Below are 26,075 nucleotides of genomic sequence, written 5' to 3' on the forward strand. Positions count from 1 at the left end.
TCAAATAAACAATTCTTGTCTGGCTCAAGTTTTTCGTTGCGCGATGAGAACGCCGCTGCGCCGACGGTCTCAACTGTAACTGCGCAAGATCTTCGTCTTGATTTCCTGTGACCGCGTGGTCAGTTGCTTTGCAGGATAAACTCCGCCGCACTGCTTTCTGACGCCACAAGCTTTGCGTTTGGGAGATCGTTCTCGGCCAGTTTCTTGTGCTGGTCCTCCGGCGTCAGATCCTGCCAGCGATCCGCCAGACGCCTTTCAAGTTCCGCCATTGGAACATCGAGATAAACCGTTGTATCGAATAGCGGCAAAAGCCCTCTCCAGCGATCCTGATTCAGAAGCAGGTAGTTCCCTTCCACGATGAGGTGGCGTACGGATTGCTCAATGATCCGGGCGCTGTTGCGCGCAATTTCTATGTCGCGATCGAAGACCGGAACGGCAATTTCAGGATCTTCGTTTCGCTTCAACCGCTCCAGCATTTGCGTAAAGCCACCCACGTCGAATGTGTGGGGAGCACCCTTTCGCGCACGCCAGCCCCTTGCGTTCAGGATCAGGTCATCAAAATGATAGCCGTCCATGGGAAAGACCGCGGCGCTGCCGGGGTCCGCTTCGTTCAGCATTTGCGCAAGCTTGTCCGCCAAGGTCGATTTGCCTGATCCCGGTGGACCGCACACGGCTGTTATACTTCGGCTTTCCGCTCCGCGCTTGGCAATGACGTCGGCGAGGTCCTTGAGTGTGGTTTGCGCAGATCCCGTCACGACAGATCAAGCCCCGCCGCCTTTGCCCTGTCCGAGATAAAGGGCAGGCCAATGTCGACAACGTCTTGCGGCCGGTCCGCTACGGGCCGCCAGACCGCGAGACCTGCGGCAATCTCGGGTGCGAGATAGACAAAACTCTCCAAAGTCATGGTTCCCTGAAAACTGACTTCCGAAAGACCCTTGAAGGTCGCATCCCAGTCGAGCGTGCCCCTGCCGGGCACCCCACGGTTTGATTCCGACAGGTGAACGTAACCCAGGTGCTCAACCGCATCGGCTAAACCTGCTTCCATGCCCGCTTCTTCGATGTTCATGTGATAGGTGTCCAGGTGGATAAAGACATTCTCCGCGCCGACGCGCTCGATGATTTCAGCTGTTTGCCGCGCGGTGTTGAGCAGATGTGTTTCGTAGCGGTTGCAGGGTTCAAGCCCGAGCCGCATGTTGAGATCGCGGGCCTTTTGCGCGACGCGCTCGACAAGCCGGCAGATAGCATCGCTTTCCTGCTCGGTAACCGGTGCGCCGCTGGTCTTGCCGATGGTGCCATAAGTGACGCCCGACAAGGAGCCGGCCCCGGCATCTCTGGCCACCTGCAGTGCAAAAGCCAGATACTCAACGGCCTCGGCAGGTCTTTGGACGATGTCGATCTCTGCCGGTAGTCCCAGCGAGCAGACGATCTCGACATTGTTGCGTTCTGCTGCCCGCCTGGTGCCAAGGCTGTCATAGTTTTTCGGGTCCAGAAGAGGCGTTTCGATAACCGTAACCCCGTGTGCGGTCAAAGGCGGCAGCAGTCTGTCCGCGTCACCCGGGTTCCAGAGCGGTGTGAAGGCAAGGCTGTGAAGTCCAAGGCGTGGCATAGAGTTGTCCTATCCGTGTGCGCCGACAATATAGGAGACGACTTCGGCCATGTCGGTTTCGTCCCTTTTCAGATCGGCAATGACATTGCCGCGGCGAAGTACGACGATCCGGCCACAGGCCTCGAAGACATCGTTCAGGCGATGGCTGATCAGGATCGTCGTGATGCCTTCATCGCGCATCTGGCGAATGAGGTTCAGAACGCTTTCCACTTCGCGAACCGCGAGGGCCGCAGTCGGTTCGTCCATGATAACCAGCTTCGGCTTGAACGTCAGCGCGCGGGCAATGGCAATGGTCTGTTGCTGGCCCCCGGAGAGCATTCCGACCGGAATATCGATCGACGGGACATGAACGCCGAGACGGTCCACCATTTCCTGGGCTTCAAGGTCGATCCTGGATTTGTCAACGAAACCGGGCAGCACGCCCAGGAAGCGCTTGGTCGGTTCTCTTCCCAGAAAGATGTTGTTGGCAACATCCTGTTGCGGCGCGAGCGCAAGGTCCTGATAGATCATCTCGATACCGCTGGATCGCCGTTCACCGGGAGTTCTTGAAGTCACGTCCTCCCCGTTGAAGGTGATGCGGCCCTTGTCGGTGGTATAGACGCCCGTGATTGTTTTCATGAGCGTTGATTTTCCGGCCCCGTTGTCACCAACAAGACCGATCACTTCGCCAGCGTCCACCGAAAGGTCCACTCCGTGGAGGACCTGGACCGCGCCGAAGCTCTTCTCGACCCCGGAAAGCTCCAGAAGGCTCATTGCAATGACCTCCCCCTGGTTCTTATCTGGTCGAGCCAGACGGCTGCGATCAAGACGGCGCCGATTGCCATCTGCTGGTAGTAGGCCTGGACCGCCATCAGGTTTAACCCGTTCTGCAGCACGCCCATGATAAGCGCGCCGATCATCGTTCCTAGGATCGATCCCCGGCCGCCAAACAGATTTGTGCCGCCAATGATCGCAGCGGTTATGGCCAGGAGCTCGTAGTTCAGGCCGGCCGTCGGGTCACCGGTATTGACCCGTGCTGTAAAGATCAGGCCGGCGATGCCTGCCATCAAACCGGAAATCGTATAGAGCAACATACGCTGACGCCGGATGTTTATCCCGGTCGCCCGTGCAGAATTCTCGTTGTCGCCGAGTGCGAGCGTGTGATGGCCGAACGGCGTGTGAGCCAGCACGTAGTGAGAGGCGAGTGCGACGAACAGCATGATGAATACAGGGGTCGGGACGCCAAAAGGACGGGCCTGGCCCAGAAACAGGATTTCCTCAGGAAGTCCGTAGATCCCGCGTCCGCTGGAGATAATCAGCGCCAGCCCGCGCGCGATGCCAAGCATGCCGAGGGTGACGATAAACGCGGGCACATGGCCTCTGGTGATAATGAACCCGTTGACTGCACCGGCGGCAGCTCCGGCACCGAGCGATCCGATGATCGCGAAGTACCAGGGCAGTTCAAGCGTCACGACGAGGGCTGCCCCGGTTACCGACGCTAGCCCAAGTACGGACCCGAGCGACAAGTCGATGCCGGCGGAGCTGATGACGAAGGTCGCGCCGATCGCAAGAATGCCGAATGTCGCGCTCGCCAGAATGATGTTGAAGAAGTTGTTTGCGGTCAAAAAGACCCGGACGCCTGACCCGGTCACAGGCGACAGGATTGCCATCACCACGACCAGCACGAGAAGCACAGCGAGCGACTCCGCGCGCACATGCGTTCTTTCAAGAAGTTTCAGCATTTGCCCACCCGGAAAATGCGGGCCGGGGATACAACCAGATTTTTTGCTTTAAATCCCGAGGCCCGCATTGTCGATGTTACTTGACGTATTCGAGCATCGGGTCGGACCCGCTTTCAAGGACTTCCTGGGTCAGAACCATTGTCGGGACATAAACCCAGTCCGGCTGGTCGCCGCCAGCCTTGACCATCTCGACGGCCTGTTTGCCGACCAGATAGGGAAGCTGCGCAACGGACGCATTCAGACGGCCTGCCTTGATCGACTTCACCGCATCGGAATTGCCGTCAACACCGATCACCGTCACCTGGTCACCCTTGCCGGCGGCATAGACCGTTTCAACCGCGCCGAGCGCCATGCCGTCATTTGCTGCGAAAATGGCAACGAGTTCCGGATTGGAGGTCAGGATGTCGTTGGTGATGTTGGCTGCCTTGCCGCGGTCCCAGTCACCGGGAAGCGAGGCGACGATTTCAAGCCCGGGTGCCAATTCCGCGAGCTTTTCGGAAAAACCGTTCGCACGCTTTTGCCCGGTCACGTTGCCCGAAAGGCCTTCAATGACGAGCACCGGTCCTGTGGCATCCGCACCGACCTGGCTGACCAGCCATTCCGCGCCCTGTGCGCCGGCTGCAACGTTGTCGGAGCCGATCGAAAAGGCGATGTCTACGCCTGCATCCGTGGCGATCTTGTGGTCGAGATTGCCGTCGAGATCAACAACCGGGATGCCCATTTCCGTTGCTCTCTTCAGGCAGGGAAGAAGGATCGTTGAATTGATCGCAGCCGTGATCATGGCGTCCGGCTGGCGTTCCAGCATGGTGTTGCAGACATTGAGTTGCGGTTCGGCGGCCTGATCACTTTCTACGGCCTGGAGATAGTATTCGACACCAGCTTCGCTGGCACCGTCCCTGACGCCGAGTTCCATTGCGCCCCAGAATGGGTTCGACAGGGTTTTCATGAGAACACCATAGGTCTCAGCCTGTGCCGGAACGGCCAGCAGCGCCACAAGGGCGGTTACAGTCAACTGCTTGAACATTTGCTTTCCTCCTCTATTCGTCTCTGTTTACCCGGCGCTTCTGCGTCACCTTCTCTTTATTCACCGACCGCACTTGCGGAGGCGGCGTTCTGTTAACCGGCCTGGGTCTCGACGGAAGCGAGCGACTCCCGTGCTTCCAGCCGGCAATTGATGCGAATTGTCTCCGGCGCCGATGTGTCGCCTTCGATCCGTGCCAGAAGCCGTTCCCAGGCGACCTTGGCAATCTCCTCGATGGGTTGAACGATCGCGGCAACCGGCGGATGGACATGGGCCATCCAGGCACTGTCGTCGAAGCCAGCCAGAGCCATATCCTTGCCGAGAACGAAGCCGCGCTGCTGCAGCAGGCCATAGGCTGCGAGCGTCGCCGTGTTGAACAGGCAGAAAACGGCATCCGGCTTCGGGTTGTGGTCGAAATAAGCGTCAAGCGCCGCCCGGGCGCCCTCAATGCTGTCGCCCGTCGGCAGGTAATCGACCGTCACGGGTTGCTCATGTTCAGCAACGGCGTTGCGCACACCGTCCAGCCGCTCAGCGACATTGGCAATGCCATCGCCGAGATAGGCAACGAGAATTCTGCTGTGCCCTGCTTCGAAGAGATGCCGCATGAGCAATGCGCAGGCCTCGGCATTGTTGACGCCGACACCATCTATTGCCGCGTTCTGAGGGATACGGTCGAGAAAGACGAAAGGGGTCTCGCTTGCGCTGACAAGGTTGAGCGCGCGGGAGCTCAAGGAAGGGATCACGAAGACACCTGCTACGCGCCAGCCGACGAGTTCATCGATCTCCCGCGCCTCGGTTTCGGGATCCTCCCGGCTGGACGTTGCAACGATCCGGTAATTGGTGGTTTCGGCGCGTTGCTCAAGTTTCGCGACGAGCTCTGCGAAAAAGGGATTTTCAAAATTGGGGATCACCAGCCCGATGATCCGGCTCTGGCTGCGCCGGAGATTGGACGCCATGGTGTTGCGCCTGTAGCCCAGCTCATTGACCGCTTCCAAAACGGCACGTCCGATCGGATCGTCCAGCTTGCGCCTGCCGTTGATCACGTTTGACACGCATCCTGGCGAAACGCCGGCCTTGCGCGCGACATCGCGAATGGACGGTCTCGATCCCGGCTGCCTTTTTGCGGCCTTTTCGGGCATCAATCATCTCCTCCTTGCACGAATGTTAGAAAAAACGTTTTATGTTGTAAATCGTTTTTCGGGAGGAGCGGTGATGCGCATTCTTTACGACCCGGCCCCACGCAGGACCGAAGAGATTTTCAGCGATGCAGACAGGGAACGGTTCTTTTCGGACTTTCAAGTGGTTGAGGTGGATGAAAGCGACCGGGAGGCCGCCTACCGGAACCATTTGCCAAGCACGGACGTTTTGATCAGCCAGCAACCGATGGACAAGGAACGGCTTGATCAGGCTCCGAACCTAAGGGCGATCATCAATGTCGAAACCAACTTTTTGCCCAATGTCGACTACGCCGGCTGCTTTCGCAGGGGCATTCATGTTCTGACGCCCGCATCCGTCTTTGCTCTGCCCGTTGCGGAAATGGGGCTTGGTATGGCTCTCTCGCTTGCGCGCAGTATTCACACAGCTCACGCAGACTTTGTGGCAGGCCGGGAAAGCTACGGCCTTGACGGCAATGCAGATGCGGAGCTGCTCACGGGCAGCCGCATTGGCTTTGTCGGCTTCGGAGATCTCGGCCGGGCGCTCCACAAACTCCTTTTGCCGTTCCAGGCGGAGGTCCTTGCCTTCGATCCGTGGCTCTCCGACAATCACTTGAGGCGTCTCGGCGTTGAACCTGCTTCGTTGGATCAGGTGCTCGGTCAGTGCCGAACCGTCTTCGTTGTCGCCTCCATCACCACCGAGAACGCGCATCTTCTGGATGCAGACAAACTGTCCCTGATGCAGGACGGCGCCATGCTCATTTTGCTGAGCCGTGCGGCGATCGCTGACTTTGGTGCGCTTGCCCAAGAGGCTCAAAGTGGTCGGTTGCGCATCGCGACAGACGTATTTCCAGAAGAGCCGGTCGCGGAAAACGATCCGATCCGAAACGTTCCCGGGATCCTGTTTTCAGCACACCGCGCCGGAGCGCTGACATCCGCGCTTTATCAGATCGGCGCCCTGACGCTTGAAGACCTTGGACAGATTGAAAGAGGCCTGCCTCCGGTTGCGTGCCGTCGCGCGGAACCTGAAACCGTCCAACGCCTGAACAGCAAACCGGTCGAGTTCACCTGAGCCCGTCGATCTGAAACGTTGGGTTTCCGCGCAGGTAAGATCCGGAAGAGTGCATCAAGGTTCATCGAGAGAGTACGCCAAACACGCGCCGTCACCCCGGCCTTGAGCCGGGGCCTACTCACCTGTCGGCTTGCCGGAGGGTCTAAAACGGCCGCGATCGTGCCACGCTCATCACATTGCCTCTGCAAACGAGTAGGCCCCGGATCTCCGCTGCGCTGCGTCCGGGGTGACAACAAAACCGAACCGCATGCCATCACCTCCGCAGCCCCGAGCCGGGGCCACCTAGCGAAAGCGTGTGGAGGTTCCTGATGAGGCGCGCGCGGTGAGAAAACCTTCACCTTCATCCTGAGGAAGCGCTTGAGCGCTGTCTCGAAGGATGAGCGGCAACCTCCGAATTCGTCGCCATCCTTCGAGACGGGCCTTGCGGCCCTCCTCAGGATGAGGTTGCGTGAGTTTGCAAAAGTGGTTTGTCCCGTATCCAGCAAATCGCAGCGCTGAGCGACGATCCGAGAGAAACCCGCGGCAGAGTCGTGGTCCCGCGCGCCAACTGATGATCCCTTCACGCGCGGTTGATTTCTGCATGTCGGAGAAGCGGTTACAATCCCGTTTCCTTCGCGGGCAGCCGCTTTGTAGCTGCCTGAACATTTCCCCAGAGCTTTTGAAACAGACGGATCGAAATTGACCTCGCTTTTCACGCCCTTCAAGCTGCGCGACATCACCTTCAAGAACCGGATAGCCGTTTCGCCGATGAGCCAGTATCGTGCCATTGATGGCCACGCGAACCACTGGCACCTGGTGCATCTGGGGCGGTTTGCGATGGGGGGCGCCGGACTGGTTTATGCGGAAGCAACCGCTGTCGAGCGGGACGGCCGCAGGACCCATGGCGATCTCGGGCTCTGGGATGATGATCAGGTGGCATCCCTGGCGCCGATTGCCGACTTCATTGACCGCGAGGGGGCAATACCGGGTATTCAGTTGGGACATGCGGGCCGAAAGGCCTCCGAGCGCCGACCCTGGCACGGCGAAACGCCCGTGGACGAAGAAGATGTGGCGAAGCGGGGTGAAGACCCTTGGCCGGCGATCGCACCCTCGCCGATCCCCTATGCCGACGGTTGGCCGCTTCCCGAAGAGATGTCGGAGGATGACATTCACCGTGTCATCAAATCATTCGGAGACGCGGCACGCAGAGCTCGCGAGGCCGGTTTCAAGATCATCGAAATCTATGCCGCGCACGGATTTCTGGTGCATCAGTTTTTGTCGCCTATTTCGAACAAACGCAGTGACGATTGGGGCGGGAGCACTGAGAACCGGATGCGGTTTGCGCTGGAGGTTGCCCAGTCAGTGCGGGCAAACTGGCCTGATCCCTATCCGCTTGCCTTCCGCCTGTCCGCCACAGACTGGCTGGATGATGGTATCGAGGTGGGCGACACTGTTGAAACCGCCAGAGCCCTCAAGGAGGAGGGCGTCGACATGATTGATTGTTCGAGCGGCGGCATCGGCGGCAAACAGCGCCCGCACCGCATGGTGATCGAACAGGGGTTTCAAACCCGGTTCGCAAACCACCTGCGCGAGGAGGCGGAGATCGCAACCATGGCAGTTGGCTTTCTTTGGGACGCAGACGTCTGCGAAGAGATCCTTGCTTCCGGACAAGCCGACATGATCGCGCTGGCAAGAGAGTTGCTGGACGATCCAAACTGGCCGCTGCACGCCGCTGCCAGACTTGGCACCGACGAGAACCATGCTCTTTGGCCAATTGAAGCCGGGTGGTGGCTGATGAAACGGGAACGCTTGTTGAAGAAACTCGGCATTCGTTGAACTGGATACCGGAGATTGACAGGACCTGGCATGCGATCGCCGATTGAATTTGAGCAAAAAAAACCTAGACTCTGCTCATGCCAAAGGTTGTTTCGGACAGATCGGTCTTGCCTGCAGGCGGTGGTGCGTTTGCGCTTCCGTCGCTGACCCTCGGCATTTTTTTGAACGATCAGCCGACGCACCGCCTCTCACACGGTTCCGCCTTCAAACAGCACGTCCCACTGAAGAAGCACCAGGGATGGATACTCCCTGCTGGCAGCGAGGGCGTTTGTGAATATGATGACGAGCTGGAGTTCGTCACCGTCAGCCTGAGCGATGCGCTTCTGGCGGAATTCGATTTTGCGACAGGGACCGACTTTCAGGCAATTGTTGGCGATATCGACCCGCTGTTGCTGGGGCTTTGCCTGCAAGCCGGTGCGTTTGAAGGAAACGGCACGCTTTATCGGGAGACCATGCATCGCGCGCTGGCCGCCCAGGTCGTTCAAGTGATCCAACCGGCACCGGACTGGCACACGGGTATCGAGGATGCCCGCCTGCGCAAGGTGCTCGATTATATCCACGATCATCTTGGAGACGATCTCACGCTTGCAGCTATGGCGAGCCTGGCAAACATGAGCGGAACCCATTTCTCCAAGGCTTTCAAAAAGGAAGTCGGCTTGTCGCCGCTGCAATATGTAATTGCGGCGCGGCTGGATCTGGCATCCGTGCTGCTGCGCACGACCCGGCTGAGTGTCGCCGAAATCGCATGGCGCGCCGGCTATCAGGACCTCAGCCGGTTCGGACAGCACTTCAAGCGCAAATTCAGCGTTACACCAGCTGCCTTTCGGTCCTCATAAGGGTAAGCCCGGTACCACTTGAACCTCGCGGGAACAAGAGAACCCGCCGCACCTTGCCGGTGCGGCGGGCAAGCGTTGCGAGCGTTACTTGTCCGCAGCGCGCTGGCCGGCAACGGCCACGAGGTCACGGTCTCCGGTTTCCCAGAGTGCTGTCATGGTCAAGGACGTGACCAGCCAGCGGTCACCTGACTGCGTCAGCTCATACGTGTAGCGTCCGCCAAGCGTCCAGAGCCCGTCATCGATCCTGTGCGTGGCCGTGAAGTCGGCCTCGGCAACGGCGTTCTGACCATCGATGGACGACACCGTGTGGTTGGTCACCATGTGATGGGTGCTGTCGAAGCCGGGGAGAAAACCGGACCATCCGGCAACCAGGTCGTCGGCAGGCTGGGTTGCCGGGTCACCGCCCCAGAGGCTGGTGTAGTCGCTGGTCACCGTATCGGCAAAGGCGCTGCGGACGCGGGCCCAGTCGTGCCGGTCGGCGCCGGCGGCGATGTCGGTGATGGAACGAAAGATTTCTGTCTGATCCGCCATGGCGGGACCTCCAAGAAGTGCAGTGGCGGCAACAGCTGCCATGAGTGTGCGTTTCATAACGTTACTCCTTTGATCATGCGGCTTGGGCAGGACCGGCCTTGTCAGGCGAGCTGGCCGCCGGTTGCATCCAGGTCCATGCCGTTGAAGGCGGTTGCGGCGTCGGAGGCGAGGAACAAAACGCCTTCAGCCATTTCGTTCGCGTCCATGATGCGCGGCGTCACGAAGAATCCGGCCATGCCTTCATAGGTCAAACCCTGGTGGTCGAAGCTTTCCTTGAGCATTGGGGTGTCGACCGCCAACGGCGAGATGGACGCAACGCGAATGTTGTCTGCCGCAAGTTTCGCTCCGGCCTTGGTCAGACCGACAACTGCGTGTTTGGAGGCATTGTAATGCGCCGTGTTCGGGAAACCGCGATGACCGGCAACAGACGCCATATTGACGATCACGCCGCCGCCCTGTGCCTTCATTACCGGAATGGCGTATTTCATGCCGTAGAACACGCCGAAGGTGTTCGTCCGCATCATGTCCTCGAAGTTGGCGACGTCGATATCCTCGATAAGGTTCGGCGTCATGAAGATGCCGGCATTGTTGAAGAGGACATCCAAACGCCCATAAGTTTCCGTTGCTGCCTTGATGAAGCGCTCGACCTGGGCAGGATCGCGCACGTCGGTCTGAACCCAGGTCACATCGCCGCCGGCGGCGCGGATATCGGCTTCAACCTGACGGCCGAGTTCATCACGCCGGGCTCCGAAGACGACCTGAGCGCCTTCCATCGCAAACGCGCGCACCGTCGCGGCGCCGATACCGGAGTTGCCGCCGGTCACCGCGACCACCTTGCCTTTGAAACGGCCGTCCGGTTTGACTTCGGTCGGCGCGGCTTGCGGGTTCATGCTGTTTGCAACGGCAACCGAAGAGGCAAGCGTTGCGGCGGCAGCGACTCCACCGGTCAGAAGCGCACGGCGGGAGGTGTTCATATCGTCGGACATTGTGTTTCCTTTACTGCTGGTACGTGGGAGAGAGTTGGGACCGCAAAGGCAAGGCTCAGACGTCAGCGTCTGCGGTGCCGGCAAAGTGGGCAGTGATCGTTTTCGTCGCTCGCGTGATGTTTTCGGGGACGTCGTAGAAGTCGAACTGGCTCACATCCTCAAGCCACTCGGCGCTTGCCCGGCCGCCAAGACCTTCAAGAAACCTGTGCGTGCCTTCAGGAATGGCGGCGGCTTCGGAGTGCACAACGGCAAGAGGCTTATCCAGGCGTTGCGGATCGTCCGCCGGGTAGTAGGTCAGCCAGCCTTCCCAGCCGGCATTGTTCCACTTGTCGTCATATTCGGGGATCGCACCGCGATCGGCTTCATAGTAGTAGCCACCGATCGGCATCAGGACGCCTTCGGCGCCTTCAGGCCCGGCAGCGGTGATGATCTCGCCGCCGGAAGCTTCAGCTGCTCGTGACACGTCGATCAGTGCAGCAACACCTTCAGCGCTACCGTAGACTGCTTCGACGATGGCCTTGTTCTGAAGCCAGGGTGCGACAAGACCGATGCGCCGGACCAGAGGATTGCCGGCAACCGCGTCGACCATGTATCCGGCCGATGCGCAGATGCCGAGGCCGTAGATCCTGGAAGCATCGACTTCGGGCAGCTTTGCCACACACTCGAACGCTTCGCGTATGTCTGCTGTTTTGGCGCTCGGGCTCTCGACAAAGCGAACACCGTTCGGCAAGTCACCGGACTTGCCCCAGCCACGGAAATCGAAGGTGAAGGCCGCAAAACCGTGTTCGACCAGAGCGCGGGCGTAGTTCGCCGGCATTTGCTCTTCAACCGCCGTCCAGGCGCCCGTGACCACGACGACGGGGAGCGGATCATCGCCGTGAGCTTCAGGCAGATAAAGCGTGCCGCTGAGCCTGGATCCGGCGTTTTCGAAGGTGACGGTGCGGGTAAGGACGTCCGGGTGCGCGGCACTCGCCGCGGATTTCGATGAAGTGCTGGTGGCGTTTGAAGTCATGTTCGTCTCCATCTGAAGCCTGGTGAAGCGTGATGGGGAAAACATGGGAGTTCGAGCACCTGCCTTTAGGCGCGGATCCTGTCATGAAATATGCGAATCTTGTGATTTTGACCTGAGCAATCGGAAAGCGGGAGGGGACTGTCCGAAAGTGCACTAGGCGCAAGCTGGTGAGGTCTTTAGGCTTTCTGGGATTGCGGCAGCGTAGGGGAGGCTCGAATGAGGACAGTTGCGGTTTCGTGCATGCTGGCGGCTTCGGGTCTTTGTCCTGAAGTCGCGAGCGCTTTCACACTTACCGGCGAAAAGACCATAAGGCTCGTCGACGCGAACGGTGAAGGTCAGCCGGTCGCCAAGGTTGTCTTCGAAGACGCCGGAGACAGCGTTGCCTATCGGATCGTCTGGGAAGACAGCGCCTTCGCCGACCACTTCCTCTCCATGCGTCCCTTCAAATGCCTCGAAGGACCGGAAAAGTACTGGTGCCGTGTGCCTTACCCTTACGAGATCGGGCGCAGCGTTTCAGAGGAGGACCTTACGGACCTCGAATACGATCTCCTGTTTGTCTGGAAGGGGTCGACGGACTACGGCATCAATCTTTGGAACGGCGTCTACTACAAGCTTGAAAGGCAGGAGGGCAGGCTGGTCGGCAAGCTCCACGAAATGGACATGGACAAGCTGGGCGTGCCGCCAGCGGACGGCGAATTGCGGCCCATTCGTGATGTCGACCTTGAAGAGGGGGACCCTGACAGTCACTGGCTGCCGACCGTTGTCATCGAGTGAGCGTGACAGCGGCCGGCAGATTGCGCCGGTGAAATTGCCTCGCGTCTCCCCAGGTTGTGCCGGTGTCAAACCGCAGGACGTATTTCAGAACGGGAACTGAGGGCCGCGTCTTCAACCGATCCCGTGATTTTCTTCAGCATCGGTGCCAATTCCGGATGACGGAACTCAAATCCACAATCGAGCAGCCGATGCGGTACAACCCGTTGGCTCGCGAGCATGGTTTCCCGGGCCATTTCGCCCAGGATTGCCGACAGGATCGGAGCCGGTATACGCAGAAGCGCGGGCCGATGTAGGGCGCTTGCTAGCGCTCTTGTAAAGTTGGCATTGCGGACCGGCTCGGGTGCCGTGGCGTTGACCACCCCTTCAAGGCCTTTGTCTGCGATTGCGTGCGCAATGATGCGGATGAGGTCGTCCTGTTCAATCCAGGACATCCATTGATGCCCGTCGCCCATCTTGAAGCCGGCACCAAATTCGAATGGTGTCAGGAGTTGTCCCAGCATCCCGCCCTCGACGCCGAGCACCAGACCCATGCGAAGGGTCACGACGCGCACGTCATCTGCTGCGATTTTCAGCGCAGCCTGCTCCCAATGCTCACAGACATCATGGGTGAATGCCGGCGCAGGAGACGCGTCCTCGGTCAGCACCACGTCGCCGCGCAGCCCGTACCAGCCGATGGCCGATCCGCTGATCAGGCAGTCAGGTTTGCGCTGCAGTCTTTTGATGAGCGTGCCGATTGCTTCGGTTGTAGCAACCCGCGAACGGATGATCCGCGCCCGTTTGCCTTGCGTCCAGAGGCCGTTTGCAATCGGGTCTCCGGCGAGATTGACGATGGCGTCGATGCGGTCCTCATCGTGGATCCGATCGAGACTGTCGATCACCCGGACGGGATGTCTAAGCGTACCCGCCTTGCGCGGATCGCGCGTCAGGACAGTCACATAGTGCCCTGCAGAAACCAGTGCGTCCACCAGCCGGGCCCCGATGAAGCCGGTGCCGCCGGTGACAAGGACATGCCGGCGGGCCGGCAGTTCCCTGACCAGTTCTGCCGGGTCGCCGCGGTCAAGCCGTGTGCTGCGGGCAGCAGCAAGCAGATCTCTGGCGGCGAAGACAAGGACACCAAGACCGGCCGCGGTCGCCAGCAGGCTCCACCAGCCGTAGCTGACCGGAACAGCCGCACTCGGCAACAGCGACCACTGCCACAAGACAGGGGCAATCAGGGCCAGGATCGCGCCGTAGTTCAGTGTCAGAAGCGTGTGGTTGATGCGCTCCGTCCAGGGGAGCTTGCGGGTCAGGTCTTCTTCGACAAAATCCCAGAGGGTGATGACTACCTCGATCAACAGGATCAGCGCCAGCGTGACGGCGAAAGCGCCATGCGGCTCAATCCAGGCAAAGCTCAGAAAAATCGCTGCATACAATAGGTTCCGCAGGCCATGCAGCCGCAGTTCCAGCTTCTGGGAAGCGCGCCACGCAAGCCGCTCCGTGCCCTCGTGGTGAACGAGCGTGTCGTAAAGCCCCATGAAGATCTGAATGGAGATCAATGTCCAGAGAAGGGGATTGTCCATGGTCATTCCTCGCTGTCGGTGAAGAGCGCGTCCTGGTGAACGAGTTCGCCGAAGACGCGGCTCTTCAAGGTGAGTGAAAACAGGAAACGGGTGTCACCGAGGTCACGGTGCGTGATCGTGAGAGCGCCCGGGCTGAGCCAGGCGGGGAGGCGCAGCCGGCGCTCGCCGAGCTGCAGAAAGTAGTGATCGCTTCTGAAGCTCAGGCCATCCTTTTCGGCGCCGACCTGCAGCGCGATGCCGATGCCGGAGCCGATGTATTCCTCAATTCCCGTCGGCCCGGCAAACCGTTTGGAGCTGTAAATGACCTGCGGGAACCCCGACGCGCGCCCGTATTGGCGGAGCCAGAATTGCCCGTCCCCGGCGCTGTCTTCTGTCACTGAGACGATCGCGGGTTGACCTGTCGATGTGAGGTCGTGTGGCAGCGGACCCCCAACCAGTCGCGCCAGTTGCGACAGAACGTATCCAGCGAAATTCCGGCGCATTGTGACAACCGTGCCCTGATAGACGACGCTCGATCCTCCTTGAAGACGTTTGCCGAAGCGACGGCGGACAGACGCGGGGAGGGTGTTCCAGGTCTCTTCGCCCAGTAGCGAGCGGAACCTGTGGTCCGGCGTTTCAAGATCCGGTCGGGCAGCAAGTTCTTCCTGCATTTTCCACCCTTTCCTGTTTGATCCGTTATTTCTGTATAAACAGAAATGCACGAGTAAAAAATTTTGAGCCCCGATGGCCCTATTTCGTTTTCTTGCCGCCGATTTTTAGCAGCGTCAGAACCTTGTTGCCCATCTTCATCAGCGCGGCGAGGTTTGATTTGGGAACGCTCAGCATCTGGGCGGACCATTTGTCAGCAGTGGCCAAAAACTCCTGCATCGCGTGCATTCGGGCGAGCACGGCCGGATCGAGCCCGGATTCGGTTTCCGCCTGAGTGACGCACAGATCGATGGCCCGGATTGCAGGATCGATCTCGCGTTCTTTTCGGCCTCTGGCGATCAACAGCGCCATCTCCCAGACATCCGTTTCCGCAACAAAGTGCTCACGCCGGTCGCCGGCCACCGGAACGCGCTGGATCAGTTTCCAGCCGACCAGTTCCTTCAAGGAGTTGGAAACGTTCGAACGTGCGATTCCCAGTTCAGCAGAGATCTGCTCAGCGTTCAGCGGCTCGGTGCTCAGGTAGAGCAGCGCATGGATTTGCGCCACCGAACGGTTCACGCCCCATTGGCTGCCCATATCGCCCCAGTAAAGGATGAATTGCGATTTCGACGTCGCGTCGTTCTTGTCGGTAATTTCTGTCATAACAGAAATATCAGATAAACTGGAATGAGTGTCAAGAGCGTTTCGAAACAGGACTTACTCAGCTCAATTGACCGGTGCAAAAATCTCAAAGGGTTCGGTGACGCCTTTCAGGGAGCGTTTTCCCATCGATTTCCAGGCCAGCGACGACTTTTCAACGAAATCAGCGGATGTCAGCAGTGTCTGATCGAGCTCGGAGCACAAGCCCTCAATACGGCTGGCAATGTTGACGGACGATCCGATCACCGTGAAATCGAGCCGGTTGCCGCCGCCGATGTTTCCATAAAAGACGGTTCCAGGGTGAAGACCTATCCCAAAGGAAAACCCGCTTTGGCCTTTGTTTTCGTCCAGGACTTTCATCGCCGCCGCTTCAGCCCTTGCAACGGCGCTTCTGACATCGTTCTGATGTGGAAAGACGGCAAGCAGCGCATCTCCAATGAATTTGAGCACTTCGCCCGAGTGCTCTTCAATGGCATCTGTCAGGCTGCCGAAATAGTCATTCAGCAGCCGCAAAATCTCGTCGTCGCCGCGTGACTGGGCGAGCGAGGTGAACCCGCGCAGGTCCGAGAACCAGATAACCGCGTCTATGTAGCTGCCGTCGCCGCGCGCGATTTCCCCGTCCAGCACCCTCAGACCGGCTCTCTTGCCAACATAGGTTTCCATGAGTGTCTTGGCCGTATTGCGCGCGATGAAGCCCTCAAACACCAGGGTAAGTGCCGGCAGCGCCGCTTCGATCAGGGCCTTGTCCGCTTCGCTAAAGCCGTCCGCGGACTTTGTCGCCAGCGTCAGCACCTTGTGGGTGCCATCTGAAAAGCGCAGGGGCAGGGCTTCATATTGAACATATCCTTCGGCCCACAAATCCTCTCCTATGGGATAACGGCTCCGGTCACCTGGTTGATCGAGCCGAAGCGAGGTGGCTTCGCCGCGCGTGTAGATCCCGTGAATGGGGCTCGCTTTCAACATCTCCAGCTGGTCCGGTGTGTAAAGGAACCAGCGCTGGTCAGGTCCGCTGTCAATGTCCCAGAACACGAAGGATGATTTTGCAATTGGGTGCAGGATCGGCGCACCCAACGTGGATCGGTCGACCTCAACCCCCGCTTCGCGCAATTTGAGGCTGAAGCTGTGCAACAAAGCCGAAGGTTCAGCCTGCTTCGGTCCTTCGGTCATGAGCCAGCGCACAATGCCGTGGTTTGCCGGTCCGATGCCCGTTTTTGTCATGTCGTCACCTGGTCCCAAAACGGCATTGCCGTGTGCGATTGAAGAAAGCAGTCAAATGTGCCCCTCGCTTGCGCGAATTGTCCAGCACGGGTCGTGGGTTGCCGGCGGCGAATTCGCACAACAGTGCTTGACGCGGAATCGGAAAAGAACAAAATATGAACACATAAGCGGCTGCATAAAAGGAAATGCTGTGACAGACCTTGGTCAGTACAAGGCAAAATCCGGTACGTTTGTCCCGGTCTGGACGCTCGAAATCCAAACGCTCCCGGAGGACACGGACCGGATCCTGGACGAAGTTATGAAAGTCCACCCGCTTAGTTTCGGACGTTATCAGCGCAATGCCAGCATCACCGCGGTCGCCAAGGAAACCGCTCAACCGGAAGCTGGATCAACGACAACAACGCATGTCGACACGTTTTCGGCGGGAGGCACCGAGACCTACCCGATGGTCGAGTTGAAGATTTCGATCGAAAGAGATCTTCAAGTGCTGGAAAAAGTGATGGACGCGATCCTTCATGTTCATCATTACGAGGAGCCGGTGATTTTCTTGCGCGAGGATTGGGCAAGCCGGGCCGCCTATGATCCCAAAAGCGATAACCCGAACCGATGGTGGAACAACGGTCGTGGTTTGCCGGAAAGGATAGAATAAGAGACAGGCGGGCTGACAGGGCAAGAGCCGACTGAGCTTCTTAGCTGTTCGGCTGGAAAAAGTGGCCGCCGCTCCCAATTGGCAATTTCTTTGCCCTTACGATCAAATGGAAGGTGTTGCGGATGCTCAAGCTCGACCATCTCACGGTTATCGCGCCGACGCTGGCAGAAGGTGTCGGCCACATTCGCGACTGCCTTGGTCTGGAAGTTCCTTTCGGGACGCGCCATCACTATATGGGCACGCATAATCACAGGCTGCAGCTTGGTGATGGGATTTATCTTGAGATTGTTGCGCTCGATCCGGATGGCACACCGCCCAACCGTGCGCGCTGGTTTGGTCTGGACGATCAGGAGCAGGTGCGCAGGGACTGGGACGATGGCAGGCGGCTGCGCGGGTGGGTGGCTGCCACTCAGTCGCTCCAGACGCTTCTTGCCACGCACGGTTCTGTCTTCGGAGACGAAGTCTCGCTGCCATTCGTCCGTCCGGAATTCGGCTTCTCCATTCCGGATGACGGCACTCTTCCAATGGACGGGGCAGCACCATCGCTCATCGATCACCGGAACGAGCCCACCTCGATGGCCGAGATCCCGGATCTTGGTGCACGCCTCGTTTCGCTGACACTTGAGCATCCGGAGCCTGATGACGTGTCAGCGCTTTATCGAGAGCTTTCAATTGACCGTGCACCCGCTGTTGACCTTGGTCTGAGGGTCAGATACCGCGCGTTGATCAAGACACCGTCCGGACTGAAACAGCTGACCTGACCCGCGCGAATAGATGAGTGGCTGTAACCGACGAACTGTCTGCTTGGTGCCCTAACCGGGTTTTGAGCAGATGATTTGAATTGGGTGCGTTCGGTTTTCCTCAATGTTCCGCGCTGCGTTTCTGACAATCTGCGGTGCCTGTTTTCCAAGCAGAATATGAACGCCGAAGACCGGAAGCTCGCCCTTTTCGGCAAGTTCGATCGCTCGGTTGTAACCTTCCAGGTATTTGTCGCCGGTGCCGCGCATCTGAATATCTGAGAATCCGGTCTCTTCCAGCGCCGCGACGGTTTCTGATGGCTGGATGAGGTAGGCACCGGTTCCGTCCTTTGACCAGGGCACAGGATGGTGCGGGTTGCCTGTGACGCCCAGGCCATGTTCGGTAAGCGCAAAAAACGCACCGGGTTTCAGAACGCGAAAGGCTTCGCCGAAAAAGGCCGCCCGGTCGGCAACATTCATCGTGACGTGCTGGCTGTATCCGCCATCGAAGACACTGTCTTCATAAGGAAGGTTCTGGCCGTCGCCGGTCCTGCAGGCGACCTGATCCTGCAATCCGACGAGCGCCGTCAGGCTGTTGGCTGCATCGACAAAGGGACCCGTGATATCGACACCACTCACGTGGCAATCAAATCGTTGCGCCAGATATCTGGCCGGACCCCCGATGCCGCAGCCGATATCGACTATTCGCTGGCCGGCAGTAATCGGCAGTTCGTCAGCGAGTTCGATGGTTGCCGGAAATCCGCGCGCGTGAAAATGGTCAACCGGTGCAAGCTGTTCGACCGTGACCGTTTCGGGATCGATCCCGGCAGCCTGCATGGCCTGCAGAATTCTCGAATAGACATCACCGGATCCCCAGTGGTCTGAAATTGACTGTGTGTCGGTCATGGCGCTTTCACCTCTTCCCCGTCAGAAGCGTAGCATAGCCCGTTGTTTGCCTGGAAACCTCCGGGTCTCTTCTTTTGGGAGACCGGCGATGTTCAATTAAGTTGAAGCGCGTCCAGGCAGGCGGTCAGGCACTCTTCGCTGCCGTAGTCGAGCATGGGCATGTGGGTGTGGCCTGCGCGAAGGTCATGTCCGGAGCGGATCAGCGCGGCCTTGCCGCCATGTTCAGTCTGGATCCTGACCCAGTCGTTCCAGATCTGCCGGCGTTCCAGCCAGTGTTCGTCAATATCCAGGTGGTCACCGGCGAAAAGGACTGTTGGAACGGCTGTAGCCGTTTCAGGATCGTTCAGTCGCGTCGACGGTTCGATCCCGACAAGCCCGGCGAACAGGTCGGGAACCTGGCGCATGGCGTCCATAGCAATCTCCCCGCCCTGGCTGTGGCAGACGACAATGGCCGGACCGATGCGTTTGAGCACGGCAACCAGTGCCGCGACGTGGAGAGGAGTTGTCGTCAGCCAGCGCGGCACCAGCATGCGGCCGAACGTGTCGAAGTGGTCCGTTGGAAACTGTCCGTCAGGAAATGGTGTGCGGGTCGCGAAGCCGTCTCTGGGACCGATCCTGAAGAGAGCCCAGGCCTCTTGCTGGGAGCGGCCGATCGGATCCCCCTCCCAGATGTCTATGGCAAATCCGGACCGGCCGCGTTCGACATTGTCCAACACGTGGGTCTCGTATCCGAGGCGAACCAGATGATTGAGCCATCCGGGGCGCCCGTCCGGTGTTGTTTCCCAAGTGCTTCCGTGCATGCCGCCGCCGTGAACCAGCACCACTGGAGGGAAGCCGTTGCGGTTCGCCGGAACAAAATATTGGACATAGGCATGTTCAACCGGGAAGTGGCCCTTCGGATCGTAGACATAGCTTGCAGACCGGGTGAAGTTGATGCTCCGCGGTTCACCCTCTGTCACCTCGTGAACGCGGCCCGCAACGGTATAGCTGCCGAAGTCCGACAGTGCGTAACTCAATTGTCTGGCTCCTCCGAGTTCCGGCGTGCGTCCGTCAGCGCTGCCGGGCCCCGTCTCTGCGAGCGGGACCCGGCTGTAGCTTGACGTTAGTTCAGATCGGACAGGTTCTGGTACTCGTTGTAGTTCGCCGAATAGGCGCGATAGCTGTCGATTACTTTTTTGAACATTTCATCTTCCGCTGACTTTTCGGCGTAAACCTCGTCCGCGGCCGCGCGCAAGGCATCCATGACGCTGTCCGGGAAACGCTTGACCTCGACACCATTTGCTCTGAATTCCTCAAGAATGGGGCTTTGCGCACCAGCTGCAACGCCCATCGCGTAGAGATTTGCGTCTGCACAGGAGACTTCGATCGCCGTGCGCTGGGCGTCGGTTAGTCCCTCCCACTTGTCCTTGTTCATGTAGAATTCGATGAACCCTGCGGGTTGGTGCCAACCCGGAAAATAGTAGTTCTTGGCCACCTTGTCGAAACCGAGCAGCTTGTCGACCAGCGGAAAGCTGAGCTCGGTTGCATCAAGACGCCCGGTTTCCAGCGATGTTGAGATTTCTCCTGCCGGAAGCGACATGGCATTGGCGCCGAGTTTTGCCAGGATGGCGCCGCCAAGACCGCCGATGCGGATGTTGAGCCCCTGCAGATCCTCAGGGCTTTCAATCGGCTTGGTGTACCAGCCGCCGGCTTCAGACAGGATCACGCCGCAAGCCATGGGAACCAGGTTATAGGGTTCGTAAATTTCGCGCCAAAGCTCGATCCCGCCACCATGATGCAGCCAGGAGATATAGGACAGCGGGTCTCCGCCGAAGGGAACGGATCCGAACAGGGCTGCAGCGGGCTCCTTGCCGGAGGCATAGGCGGCGTAAGACCAGGCCGCATCGATGGCGCCGGCACTGACATTGTCGAAAATCTCGAAAGGAGGCGAAAGCTCTCCTGCCAAGAGGTAGTCGAACTCCACTTCGCCGCCGGTCAGGGTTTTGACGTTGCCGACAAAGCGCTCGGCTGCGGGGTTCAGAACCGGCAGAGCTCCGAAGGCGCTTTGCAGCGTGAAGGTTTCGGCTTGTGTACCTGATGCGGTGGCCGCAAAAAGCGCGGCGGCAAACAACACACGTTTCATGACTATTCCTCCCTTGGTTAAATCAACCCGGTGATCAGCCCGGGAAACAGGATCAAAAGCGCCAGCACAAGAAGCTGCAGTGCGATGAAGGGGACGACGCCGCCATAGATCTCCGGCGTCGACAGGCGGTCGCCGACGGCACCGCGCAGATAAAACAGCGAGAAACCGAACGGTGGCGTCAGAAAAGATGTCTGCAGATTGACCGCAACCAGAATTCCGAACCAGATCAGCAACGCGTCGCCGGACAGGCCGTTTCCGAAATCGAGACCGGATATCACGGGTGCGAAAATCGGCATGAGGATCAGCGTGATCTCAAGCCAGTCCAGAACAAAGCCGAGCAGGAAAATCGACATCATGACAACGGCGAGAACGATATAGGGCCCATCGCCGAAAGCCATGATGCCTGCCTCGACAAGATCATCACCACCAACCGCCTTGAAAACGGCCGAGAAGCAAGTCGCGCCGATCATCAGGAAGAGTACCGTGGAGGTCGTGATTACCGTCTTGCAGGCTGCCTCCATCAGCGTGGCAAGGCTGAACCGGCCATAAAGAGCCGTCATAAGCACTGCGCCGAAGGCACCCAGTCCGCTGGCCTCTGTCGGTGTTGCAATTCCTGCAATGATCGAGCCGAGAACAGCGACCACCAGTCCGATCAACGGGCCGAGATCCAAAAGGACCTTCAGGGGCGAGGCGCGTTCGTATTCTGTTATCCTCGGAAGTCCCCGTGAGCGCCAGATCACGAAGGCTGCGTAGACCAGAACCAACAGCAAACCCGGGCCGATCGCGCCGGCAAACATTGACGGGACGGGGGTTTGCAGCTGGTCGCCGAGGATGATCAGCATCACCGACGGCGGGATCAGGATCGCGAGCGTGCCGGATGCAGTCACCAGGCCTGCGGTCGTCTGTTTATCGTAGCCGGCCTCCAACAGGCGTGGCAGAGCCAAAAGGGACAGAAGGACGACGGATGCGCCTACTATTCCTGACGACGCGGCCAGCATCACGCCGACCACCAGCACCGAAACACCCATTCCGGCGGCACTTCCACCGAGCGCTTTCTGGGCAGCGCGGAGCGAACGTTCGGCAACGCCCGAGACTTCCAGGATCAGGCCCATGAAGATGAACATGGGGATAGCCACCAGAAGCCAATTGGAGAGGACGTTCGCGTAGATACGGCTGGTCAGAAGATTGAAAAATGCGATGGGCAGATCGGATACGAGGATGAACAGGGCCGCAGATCCGGCGAGTACCATACCAACCCGGTACCCCAGCAAGATCGCGCCGAGCGTGAGGCCGGCCATGGCCAGAGGCAGGATGGTCTCGCTCATTTGGCCGCTCTTATCAGCCGAATGGTTTCGATCAGAACCGCAAGTGCCAGCAAAAGAAGCCCAAGGGGAAGAACCGACTTGATTAGCCACAGATCATTAAGGCCGCCATTGCGCGAGGCTTCGCCCGAGCTCCAGGCGCGCAACATGAAGTTGACGGCCGCCGGGATCATCAGGACGAAGAAAGGAGCGGCAAACAGAATATTGCCGACAAGGTCAATGCGCGCTTTCCAGCGGGAGGGCATCGGGTTGTAGAGAAAATCCACCCGGACATGCGTGCCCGCCAGCCACACGATTCCAGCCGGCAGAAGCCCGACGATGACCAAAAGATGCCATTGAAAATCCAAGAGGGAATTCAAGGTCACAGCCTTGCCAAGGAAAGGCAGTGCCGTGGGAAATGTAGCCAGAGGATTAATGTCCAGGGCGCTGCAGATGACCTGAAGGACGATCGCGCCCATCAGCACGACAACCCCGATAGCCAGCACCTTTAGGCTCGCTTCCTGAACGGCTTTCACGGCGTCCTCCCTTTAGCTCCATATGGAACTATATATTTCCATCTGGAGCAATCTTTATTTTCCGATTATCGTAATGGCCATGAAACTGCTTGGCATTCTCGACGCGACAAAAATCCCGATCGGGTATCGGATCTCCTTTCTCACGAATTTCTGGCGGGAGCCGTTGCTGCGATGGATGGAGCGCGACACCGGGCTCATCAGGCCGGAACTGACGGTGCTGATGTGCCTCAGTTTCCAAAAGGATCTGAACGCGCGCGACATCTGCGAGATCACGGAGCAACCCTCCAACACCGTCAGTCGGGCCGTCACGTCGTTGACGGAAAAGGGTCTGATCTCGCGCGTGCCGGACCAAGTGGACACACGGCGGCGGGTTCTCAACATCACGCCGGAAGGCCAAGCCCTTCATGACCATCTCTTGGTCCGATTTGCCGAGGCCGAGAAGGTCATGCTGGAAACGCTGACGCCCGAGGAAATCGACACGCTCGAAACGCTTCTCGACAAGCTTGCGCGGGATGTCCCGCGTTGGCGGCAGCCGTAGCGGCTGTGCCTCCGGGGTAGGGACCCTGGCACCGTTGGCGCATGCGTTCGGCAATCTTCGGGACCGTCACGGATGCTCGGTCAGCTTCTGAAAGCCCCATATCTTTCAGTGCACGGCCATCGAGCTCACAAAGCTGCTGAAATTCGAGCCATGCGGCGGACCAGAGTTCGATTTCGACTGGAATTCGCCTCAGCCAGTTTCCGAGCGTGGGCCGGGACGCGGGTTTGAACGATTGATCGATCAGGGTCATTGTCATCTCCATATGTTGTGATGACCCTGTTTCCATCGCACCCGCAAAACCGGCGTAAAATCCGAACGTTGGAAAGCGCAAAAAAACGTCAAAACGCAGGTAGGTACCCGTTCAGGGAACGACCACAAATCAGGTCGTCATGCCGCTGTGATCTCATGGAGTAAACTTCACGCATGCGTCTCCTTGCGACATTCCTGCTTGTTTTTGTGTCCTGCCCGGTCCTCGCCGATGCCCTGCTGTTGCCTGATGATGAGATAAAGGCGGGGCAAGTGCTCTACATGAAGAAGTGCATGAGATGCCACGGCAAGACTGCCGAAGGTGGCAACGGTCCGGACATCCAGGGGATCCTTTACAAGGATGTTGTTGCTGCAGCCGAAGGTGTTGAGAACATGCCGAAAGTCACTTTGGATGACCTTGAGGCCAGACAAATAGCGACCTTCCTGATGTCGCTTGCGCCTGACCAGGCTCGTACCAGGCTCGGACTGCAATAATGATCTGACGGGCTCCCACCTGAGCCTTCACGCTCTTTCGTTGGCTTCAATGGATTATCAGTCCGGGAAAGACGGAAATGAGCACAACGACCAGCAGCATGATCAGGCCGAACGGCAGCGCGCCCATGAATACGTCTTTCAGCTTGATCCGGTCGTCCGACAGGCAGCTTTTGACGACGAAGACCGCGAACCCGAGCGGTGGTGTCAGCAGGCCGATTTCAACCACGATGATGGACAAAATACCGAACCAGATAAGATCAATCTGGAAGTGCTGAAGCAGGGGAATGAAGATTGGCAGAACGATCAGAATGATGGAAACGGAGTCCAACAGCGTTCCCAGCAGGATCACGATCAGAACATAAACACAGATCAGCGCGACCAGATCGAAACCCGACGACACCACCCAGTTTTGAAGCTCGGTCGGGACCCCCGAAAGGCCGAGCATTGAGGAATACATGCTGGCGGCAATGATCATGAAACAAATCGATGCCGTGACATGTCCGGTCTCGACGGCGACGCGCCAGAATGTCGACCAGCTGAGGCGCCGGCGTGCGAGCGTCAGGAGTAGCGCTCCCGCGGCACCGACCGCACCGGATTCGGTCGGGGTGAACAAACCCGTATAGATCCCCCCGATGACCAAGGCCACTAGAGCAACGATCGGTGCGAGCAGGCGAACCGCCTTCGCAAGGTTCATGTCTTCGGCGTCGCTTGCGGTGGCTGCCGCGTTTCGCCCGACCCAGTCGGGCCGAAACCGTCCGACGGCGGCAATGGCCAGGACATAAAACAGTGCCAGCAGCAATCCGGGGATGACGGCTGCCAGGAAGAGTGAGCCGACACTGACTTCGGCGATGAACGCGTAGACGATCAGGAGGATACTGGGTGGGATCAGCATGCCGAGTATCGAACTGCCGGCAACGATGCCCACTGCAAGGCGCGGATGATAGCCAAACCGCAGCATTTCCGGAACGGCGACTTTCGTGAACACGGCGGCAGAGGCGACACTGACCCCGGTGATTGATGCGAAAACGGCGTTTGCAGCAACTGTTGCGATCCCCAGCCCACCGGCGATTTTCCGGAACACATAATTCGCAACGCCAAATGTCTCGCGTGCGATATCCGAGATGGAAATCAACAACCCCATCAAGACGAACAAGGGAATTACCGCAAACTCCTGGCTGGAGATGGTTTCAACGGTTTTTTGGGTCAGCAAAAAGATCGCAATGTTGAAGTTGCCGGAAATGAACCAGGCACCAAGGAGGGAAACGACCGCCAGGACAACCGGAATATACATTCCGAGCACGACCAGCAGCAGAATGCCCAGCACCGAAACTATGCCAATCTCCAATCCGGTCATGCGTCGTATTCGCTTCCATAGTCTGGTGCAGGCGGCGGTGGTTGCGTGCCCCGGACAAGAGCCAAACCGCCCTTTAGAGCCTTGGTGGTGAAGAGCAGGAACATGAGGGTCGAGCCAAGCGCCACACAAAGCTCCATTGGCCACGTGGGGACCGTGAATGAGCCCAGGTTTCCGAGATAGAACCCACCGGACCAAGCGCTGAGGAAACGCCCGAAGGCACCGTTGGCGATGAAATAGAAAAGAACAGCTCCGGTCGCATCAAAGAATATGTTCAGCGTTATCGCGACGCGCGGATAGAGGCCGTTGATCACGTTTATCAACGCATCGGACCGCATCAGCTTGCCGGATTTCACCGTGTCCGCAATCTGCAGAAAGACGATGGAAACGATGCCGAGTTCGGCCAATTCGATCACACCGGGCAAAGAGGATGCGAAAACGTTTCGGCTCACCACGTCGGCGCAGATCAGAACCATGAGCGCGATGATAATCAGTGTCCCTAGTGCGTTCAGTGACGTGACGGCGCTGTTCAGACACCAGCTCAACGCATCAAGGATGCGCAGAGCCGGAGATCTCTTTGGATGTGCGTTTTGCATGACGTG

At 58.7% G+C, this 26,075-nt stretch carries 28 protein-coding genes; 8 read left to right on the forward strand and 20 right to left on the reverse strand.

Annotated features, from left to right (window positions below):
* Positions 1-119: 119 nt before the first annotated feature.
* The 6 genes from RBB47_RS26515 to RBB47_RS26540 all read right to left on the reverse strand — a co-directional run bounded on the left by RBB47_RS26515 (position 120) and on the right by RBB47_RS26540 (position 5,487).
* Complete coding sequence (locus RBB47_RS26515) at positions 120-755, reverse strand: AAA family ATPase (protein WP_305988932.1); 636 nt, start codon at positions 753-755, stop codon at positions 120-122.
* Entirely contained in the window at positions 752-1,606 is an 855-nt protein-coding gene (locus tag RBB47_RS26520; RefSeq protein WP_305988933.1) for a sugar phosphate isomerase/epimerase, read from the reverse strand. The genes RBB47_RS26515 and RBB47_RS26520 overlap by 4 nt, the downstream gene beginning before the upstream one ends.
* 9 nt (positions 1,607-1,615) lie before the next feature.
* Positions 1,616-2,359 (reverse strand): ATP-binding cassette domain-containing protein, encoded by a 744-nt coding sequence (locus tag RBB47_RS26525; protein ID WP_305988934.1) that lies wholly within the window; start codon positions 2,357-2,359, stop codon positions 1,616-1,618.
* A complete protein-coding gene (locus RBB47_RS26530) occupies positions 2,356-3,327 on the reverse strand; it encodes an ABC transporter permease (protein WP_305988935.1) in 972 nt (323 codons plus the stop codon). Before RBB47_RS26530 ends, RBB47_RS26525 begins: the two co-directional genes overlap by 4 nt.
* Before the next feature lie 76 nt (positions 3,328-3,403).
* Positions 3,404-4,351, reverse strand: a complete 948-nt coding sequence (locus RBB47_RS26535) for a substrate-binding domain-containing protein (protein WP_305988936.1) — start codon at positions 4,349-4,351, stop codon at positions 3,404-3,406.
* A 92-nt stretch (positions 4,352-4,443) separates the two neighbouring features.
* A complete protein-coding gene (locus RBB47_RS26540; protein ID WP_305988937.1) occupies positions 4,444-5,487 on the reverse strand; it encodes a LacI family DNA-binding transcriptional regulator in 1,044 nt (347 codons plus the stop codon).
* Positions 5,488-5,560: 73 nt separating this feature from the next.
* On the opposite strand from RBB47_RS26540, the gene RBB47_RS26545 reads away from it, so the two are divergent.
* The 3 genes from RBB47_RS26545 (at position 5,561) to RBB47_RS26555 (ending at position 9,225) form a co-directional block, all read left to right on the forward strand.
* Complete coding sequence (locus RBB47_RS26545) at positions 5,561-6,574, forward strand: hydroxyacid dehydrogenase (protein WP_305988938.1); 1,014 nt, start codon at positions 5,561-5,563, stop codon at positions 6,572-6,574.
* Between the two features lie 678 nt (positions 6,575-7,252).
* Positions 7,253-8,389 carry an NADH:flavin oxidoreductase/NADH oxidase gene (locus RBB47_RS26550; protein ID WP_305988939.1) on the forward strand — a complete coding sequence of 379 codons (1,137 nt, stop codon included), beginning with the start codon at positions 7,253-7,255 and terminating at the stop codon, positions 8,387-8,389.
* 77 nt (positions 8,390-8,466) lie between these two features.
* Positions 8,467-9,225 carry a helix-turn-helix domain-containing protein gene (locus tag RBB47_RS26555; RefSeq protein WP_305988940.1) on the forward strand — a complete coding sequence of 253 codons (759 nt, stop codon included), beginning with the start codon at positions 8,467-8,469 and terminating at the stop codon, positions 9,223-9,225.
* A gap of 84 nt (positions 9,226-9,309) precedes the next feature.
* On the opposite strand, the gene RBB47_RS26560 is transcribed toward RBB47_RS26555, so the two are convergent.
* The 3 genes from RBB47_RS26560 to RBB47_RS26570 are packed head-to-tail and all read right to left on the reverse strand — an operon-like array spanning position 9,310 to position 11,754.
* On the reverse strand, positions 9,310-9,813 hold the full coding sequence (locus RBB47_RS26560) for a nuclear transport factor 2 family protein (RefSeq protein ID WP_305988941.1): 504 nt from the start codon (positions 9,811-9,813) through the stop codon (positions 9,310-9,312).
* A 44-nt stretch (positions 9,814-9,857) separates the two neighbouring features.
* The gene (locus tag RBB47_RS26565; protein ID WP_305988942.1) at positions 9,858-10,742 is read right to left on the reverse strand and encodes an SDR family NAD(P)-dependent oxidoreductase; all 885 of its coding nucleotides are present in this window, start codon (positions 10,740-10,742) and stop codon (positions 9,858-9,860) included.
* A 55-nt stretch (positions 10,743-10,797) separates the two neighbouring features.
* The gene (locus RBB47_RS26570) at positions 10,798-11,754 is read right to left on the reverse strand and encodes an alpha/beta hydrolase (protein WP_305988943.1); all 957 of its coding nucleotides are present in this window, start codon (positions 11,752-11,754) and stop codon (positions 10,798-10,800) included.
* Between the two features lie 216 nt (positions 11,755-11,970).
* On the opposite strand from RBB47_RS26570, the gene RBB47_RS26575 reads away from it, so the two are divergent.
* Positions 11,971-12,528, forward strand: coding sequence for a hypothetical protein (locus RBB47_RS26575; protein ID WP_305988944.1), 558 nt, complete (start codon positions 11,971-11,973; stop codon positions 12,526-12,528).
* A gap of 65 nt (positions 12,529-12,593) precedes the next feature.
* Here the strand turns inward: RBB47_RS26575 and RBB47_RS26580 are convergent, their stop codons facing one another.
* From RBB47_RS26580 to RBB47_RS26595, 4 genes are all read right to left on the reverse strand, one after another.
* On the reverse strand, positions 12,594-14,093 hold the full coding sequence (locus RBB47_RS26580) for a TIGR01777 family oxidoreductase (RefSeq protein WP_305988945.1): 1,500 nt from the start codon (positions 14,091-14,093) through the stop codon (positions 12,594-12,596).
* Positions 14,090-14,737 carry a DUF4166 domain-containing protein gene (locus RBB47_RS26585; RefSeq protein ID WP_305988946.1) on the reverse strand — a complete coding sequence of 216 codons (648 nt, stop codon included), beginning with the start codon at positions 14,735-14,737 and terminating at the stop codon, positions 14,090-14,092. The genes RBB47_RS26580 and RBB47_RS26585 overlap by 4 nt, the downstream gene beginning before the upstream one ends.
* A gap of 79 nt (positions 14,738-14,816) precedes the next feature.
* Positions 14,817-15,377, reverse strand: a complete 561-nt coding sequence (locus RBB47_RS26590; protein WP_305988947.1) for a GbsR/MarR family transcriptional regulator — start codon at positions 15,375-15,377, stop codon at positions 14,817-14,819.
* Between the two features lie 63 nt (positions 15,378-15,440).
* A complete protein-coding gene (locus tag RBB47_RS26595) occupies positions 15,441-16,592 on the reverse strand; it encodes an adenylate/guanylate cyclase domain-containing protein (protein WP_305988948.1) in 1,152 nt (383 codons plus the stop codon).
* 190 nt (positions 16,593-16,782) lie between these two features.
* Here RBB47_RS26595 and RBB47_RS26600 point away from each other — a divergent pair, with 190 nt between their 5' ends.
* Complete coding sequence (locus RBB47_RS26600; RefSeq protein WP_305988949.1) at positions 16,783-17,241, forward strand: hypothetical protein; 459 nt, start codon at positions 16,783-16,785, stop codon at positions 17,239-17,241.
* 122 nt (positions 17,242-17,363) lie between these two features.
* The gene (locus tag RBB47_RS26605) at positions 17,364-18,002 is read left to right on the forward strand and encodes a VOC family protein (protein WP_305988950.1); all 639 of its coding nucleotides are present in this window, start codon (positions 17,364-17,366) and stop codon (positions 18,000-18,002) included.
* 51 nt (positions 18,003-18,053) lie between these two features.
* On the opposite strand, the gene RBB47_RS26610 is transcribed toward RBB47_RS26605, so the two are convergent.
* From RBB47_RS26610 to RBB47_RS26630, 5 genes are all read right to left on the reverse strand, one after another.
* Positions 18,054-18,884: a class I SAM-dependent methyltransferase gene (locus tag RBB47_RS26610; RefSeq protein WP_305988951.1), complete on the reverse strand. Its 831-nt coding sequence runs from the start codon at positions 18,882-18,884 to the stop codon at positions 18,054-18,056.
* A 92-nt stretch (positions 18,885-18,976) separates the two neighbouring features.
* Complete coding sequence (locus tag RBB47_RS26615; protein WP_305988952.1) at positions 18,977-19,900, reverse strand: alpha/beta fold hydrolase; 924 nt, start codon at positions 19,898-19,900, stop codon at positions 18,977-18,979.
* A gap of 86 nt (positions 19,901-19,986) precedes the next feature.
* Complete coding sequence (locus tag RBB47_RS26620; RefSeq protein WP_305988953.1) at positions 19,987-21,006, reverse strand: TRAP transporter substrate-binding protein; 1,020 nt, start codon at positions 21,004-21,006, stop codon at positions 19,987-19,989.
* Between the two features lie 17 nt (positions 21,007-21,023).
* Positions 21,024-22,331 (reverse strand): TRAP transporter large permease subunit, encoded by a 1,308-nt coding sequence (locus RBB47_RS26625; protein WP_305988954.1) that lies wholly within the window; start codon positions 22,329-22,331, stop codon positions 21,024-21,026.
* Entirely contained in the window at positions 22,328-22,843 is a 516-nt protein-coding gene (locus tag RBB47_RS26630; protein ID WP_305988955.1) for a TRAP transporter small permease subunit, read from the reverse strand. The genes RBB47_RS26625 and RBB47_RS26630 overlap by 4 nt, the downstream gene beginning before the upstream one ends.
* A 22-nt stretch (positions 22,844-22,865) precedes the next feature.
* Here RBB47_RS26630 and RBB47_RS26635 point away from each other — a divergent pair, with 22 nt between their 5' ends.
* Together RBB47_RS26635 and RBB47_RS26640 are read left to right on the forward strand one after the other, a co-directional pair.
* Positions 22,866-23,381, forward strand: a complete 516-nt coding sequence (locus RBB47_RS26635; RefSeq protein WP_305988956.1) for a MarR family winged helix-turn-helix transcriptional regulator — start codon at positions 22,866-22,868, stop codon at positions 23,379-23,381.
* A 423-nt stretch (positions 23,382-23,804) separates the two neighbouring features.
* Positions 23,805-24,122, forward strand: coding sequence for a cytochrome c (locus tag RBB47_RS26640; RefSeq protein ID WP_305988957.1), 318 nt, complete (start codon positions 23,805-23,807; stop codon positions 24,120-24,122).
* Positions 24,123-24,168: 46 nt separating this feature from the next.
* Here the strand turns inward: RBB47_RS26640 and RBB47_RS26645 are convergent, their stop codons facing one another.
* Together RBB47_RS26645 and RBB47_RS26650 are read right to left on the reverse strand one after the other, a co-directional pair.
* Positions 24,169-25,476 (reverse strand): TRAP transporter large permease, encoded by a 1,308-nt coding sequence (locus RBB47_RS26645; protein ID WP_305988958.1) that lies wholly within the window; start codon positions 25,474-25,476, stop codon positions 24,169-24,171.
* Positions 25,473-26,069: a TRAP transporter small permease gene (locus tag RBB47_RS26650; RefSeq protein WP_305988959.1), complete on the reverse strand. Its 597-nt coding sequence runs from the start codon at positions 26,067-26,069 to the stop codon at positions 25,473-25,475. Before RBB47_RS26650 ends, RBB47_RS26645 begins: the two co-directional genes overlap by 4 nt.
* Positions 26,070-26,075 lie beyond the last annotated feature (6 nt).

Origin of the sequence: Roseibium sp. MMSF_3544, from assembly GCF_030732845.1 — a bacterium.
In the GTDB taxonomy this organism is placed as follows: domain Bacteria; phylum Pseudomonadota; class Alphaproteobacteria; order Rhizobiales; family Stappiaceae; genus Roseibium.

Coding starts and splice junctions, on each gene's coding strand:
- RBB47_RS26560 (WP_305988941.1), bottom strand. CDS start 9,813: ATGAAACGCACACTCATGGCAGCTGTTGCCGCCACTGCACTTCTTGGA.
- RBB47_RS26605 (WP_305988950.1), top strand. CDS start 17,364: ATGCTCAAGCTCGACCATCTCACGGTTATCGCGCCGACGCTGGCAGAA.
- RBB47_RS26540 (WP_305988937.1), bottom strand. CDS start 5,487: ATGCCCGAAAAGGCCGCAAAAAGGCAGCCGGGATCGAGACCGTCCATT.
- RBB47_RS26620 (WP_305988953.1), bottom strand. CDS start 21,006: ATGAAACGTGTGTTGTTTGCCGCCGCGCTTTTTGCGGCCACCGCATCA.
- RBB47_RS26580 (WP_305988945.1), bottom strand. CDS start 14,093: ATGACCATGGACAATCCCCTTCTCTGGACATTGATCTCCATTCAGATC.
- RBB47_RS26555 (WP_305988940.1), top strand. CDS start 8,467: ATGCCAAAGGTTGTTTCGGACAGATCGGTCTTGCCTGCAGGCGGTGGT.
- RBB47_RS26625 (WP_305988954.1), bottom strand. CDS start 22,331: ATGAGCGAGACCATCCTGCCTCTGGCCATGGCCGGCCTCACGCTCGGC.
- RBB47_RS26640 (WP_305988957.1), top strand. CDS start 23,805: ATGCGTCTCCTTGCGACATTCCTGCTTGTTTTTGTGTCCTGCCCGGTC.
- RBB47_RS26565 (WP_305988942.1), bottom strand. CDS start 10,742: ATGTCCGACGATATGAACACCTCCCGCCGTGCGCTTCTGACCGGTGGA.
- RBB47_RS26650 (WP_305988959.1), bottom strand. CDS start 26,069: ATGCAAAACGCACATCCAAAGAGATCTCCGGCTCTGCGCATCCTTGAT.
- RBB47_RS26520 (WP_305988933.1), bottom strand. CDS start 1,606: ATGCCACGCCTTGGACTTCACAGCCTTGCCTTCACACCGCTCTGGAAC.
- RBB47_RS26530 (WP_305988935.1), bottom strand. CDS start 3,327: ATGCTGAAACTTCTTGAAAGAACGCATGTGCGCGCGGAGTCGCTCGCT.
- RBB47_RS26575 (WP_305988944.1), top strand. CDS start 11,971: ATGAGGACAGTTGCGGTTTCGTGCATGCTGGCGGCTTCGGGTCTTTGT.
- RBB47_RS26525 (WP_305988934.1), bottom strand. CDS start 2,359: ATGAGCCTTCTGGAGCTTTCCGGGGTCGAGAAGAGCTTCGGCGCGGTC.
- RBB47_RS26585 (WP_305988946.1), bottom strand. CDS start 14,737: ATGCAGGAAGAACTTGCTGCCCGACCGGATCTTGAAACGCCGGACCAC.
- RBB47_RS26645 (WP_305988958.1), bottom strand. CDS start 25,476: ATGACCGGATTGGAGATTGGCATAGTTTCGGTGCTGGGCATTCTGCTG.
- RBB47_RS26595 (WP_305988948.1), bottom strand. CDS start 16,592: ATGACAAAAACGGGCATCGGACCGGCAAACCACGGCATTGTGCGCTGG.
- RBB47_RS26545 (WP_305988938.1), top strand. CDS start 5,561: ATGCGCATTCTTTACGACCCGGCCCCACGCAGGACCGAAGAGATTTTC.
- RBB47_RS26590 (WP_305988947.1), bottom strand. CDS start 15,377: ATGACAGAAATTACCGACAAGAACGACGCGACGTCGAAATCGCAATTC.
- RBB47_RS26535 (WP_305988936.1), bottom strand. CDS start 4,351: ATGTTCAAGCAGTTGACTGTAACCGCCCTTGTGGCGCTGCTGGCCGTT.
- RBB47_RS26570 (WP_305988943.1), bottom strand. CDS start 11,754: ATGACTTCAAACGCCACCAGCACTTCATCGAAATCCGCGGCGAGTGCC.
- RBB47_RS26610 (WP_305988951.1), bottom strand. CDS start 18,884: ATGACCGACACACAGTCAATTTCAGACCACTGGGGATCCGGTGATGTC.
- RBB47_RS26635 (WP_305988956.1), top strand. CDS start 22,866: ATGGAACTATATATTTCCATCTGGAGCAATCTTTATTTTCCGATTATC.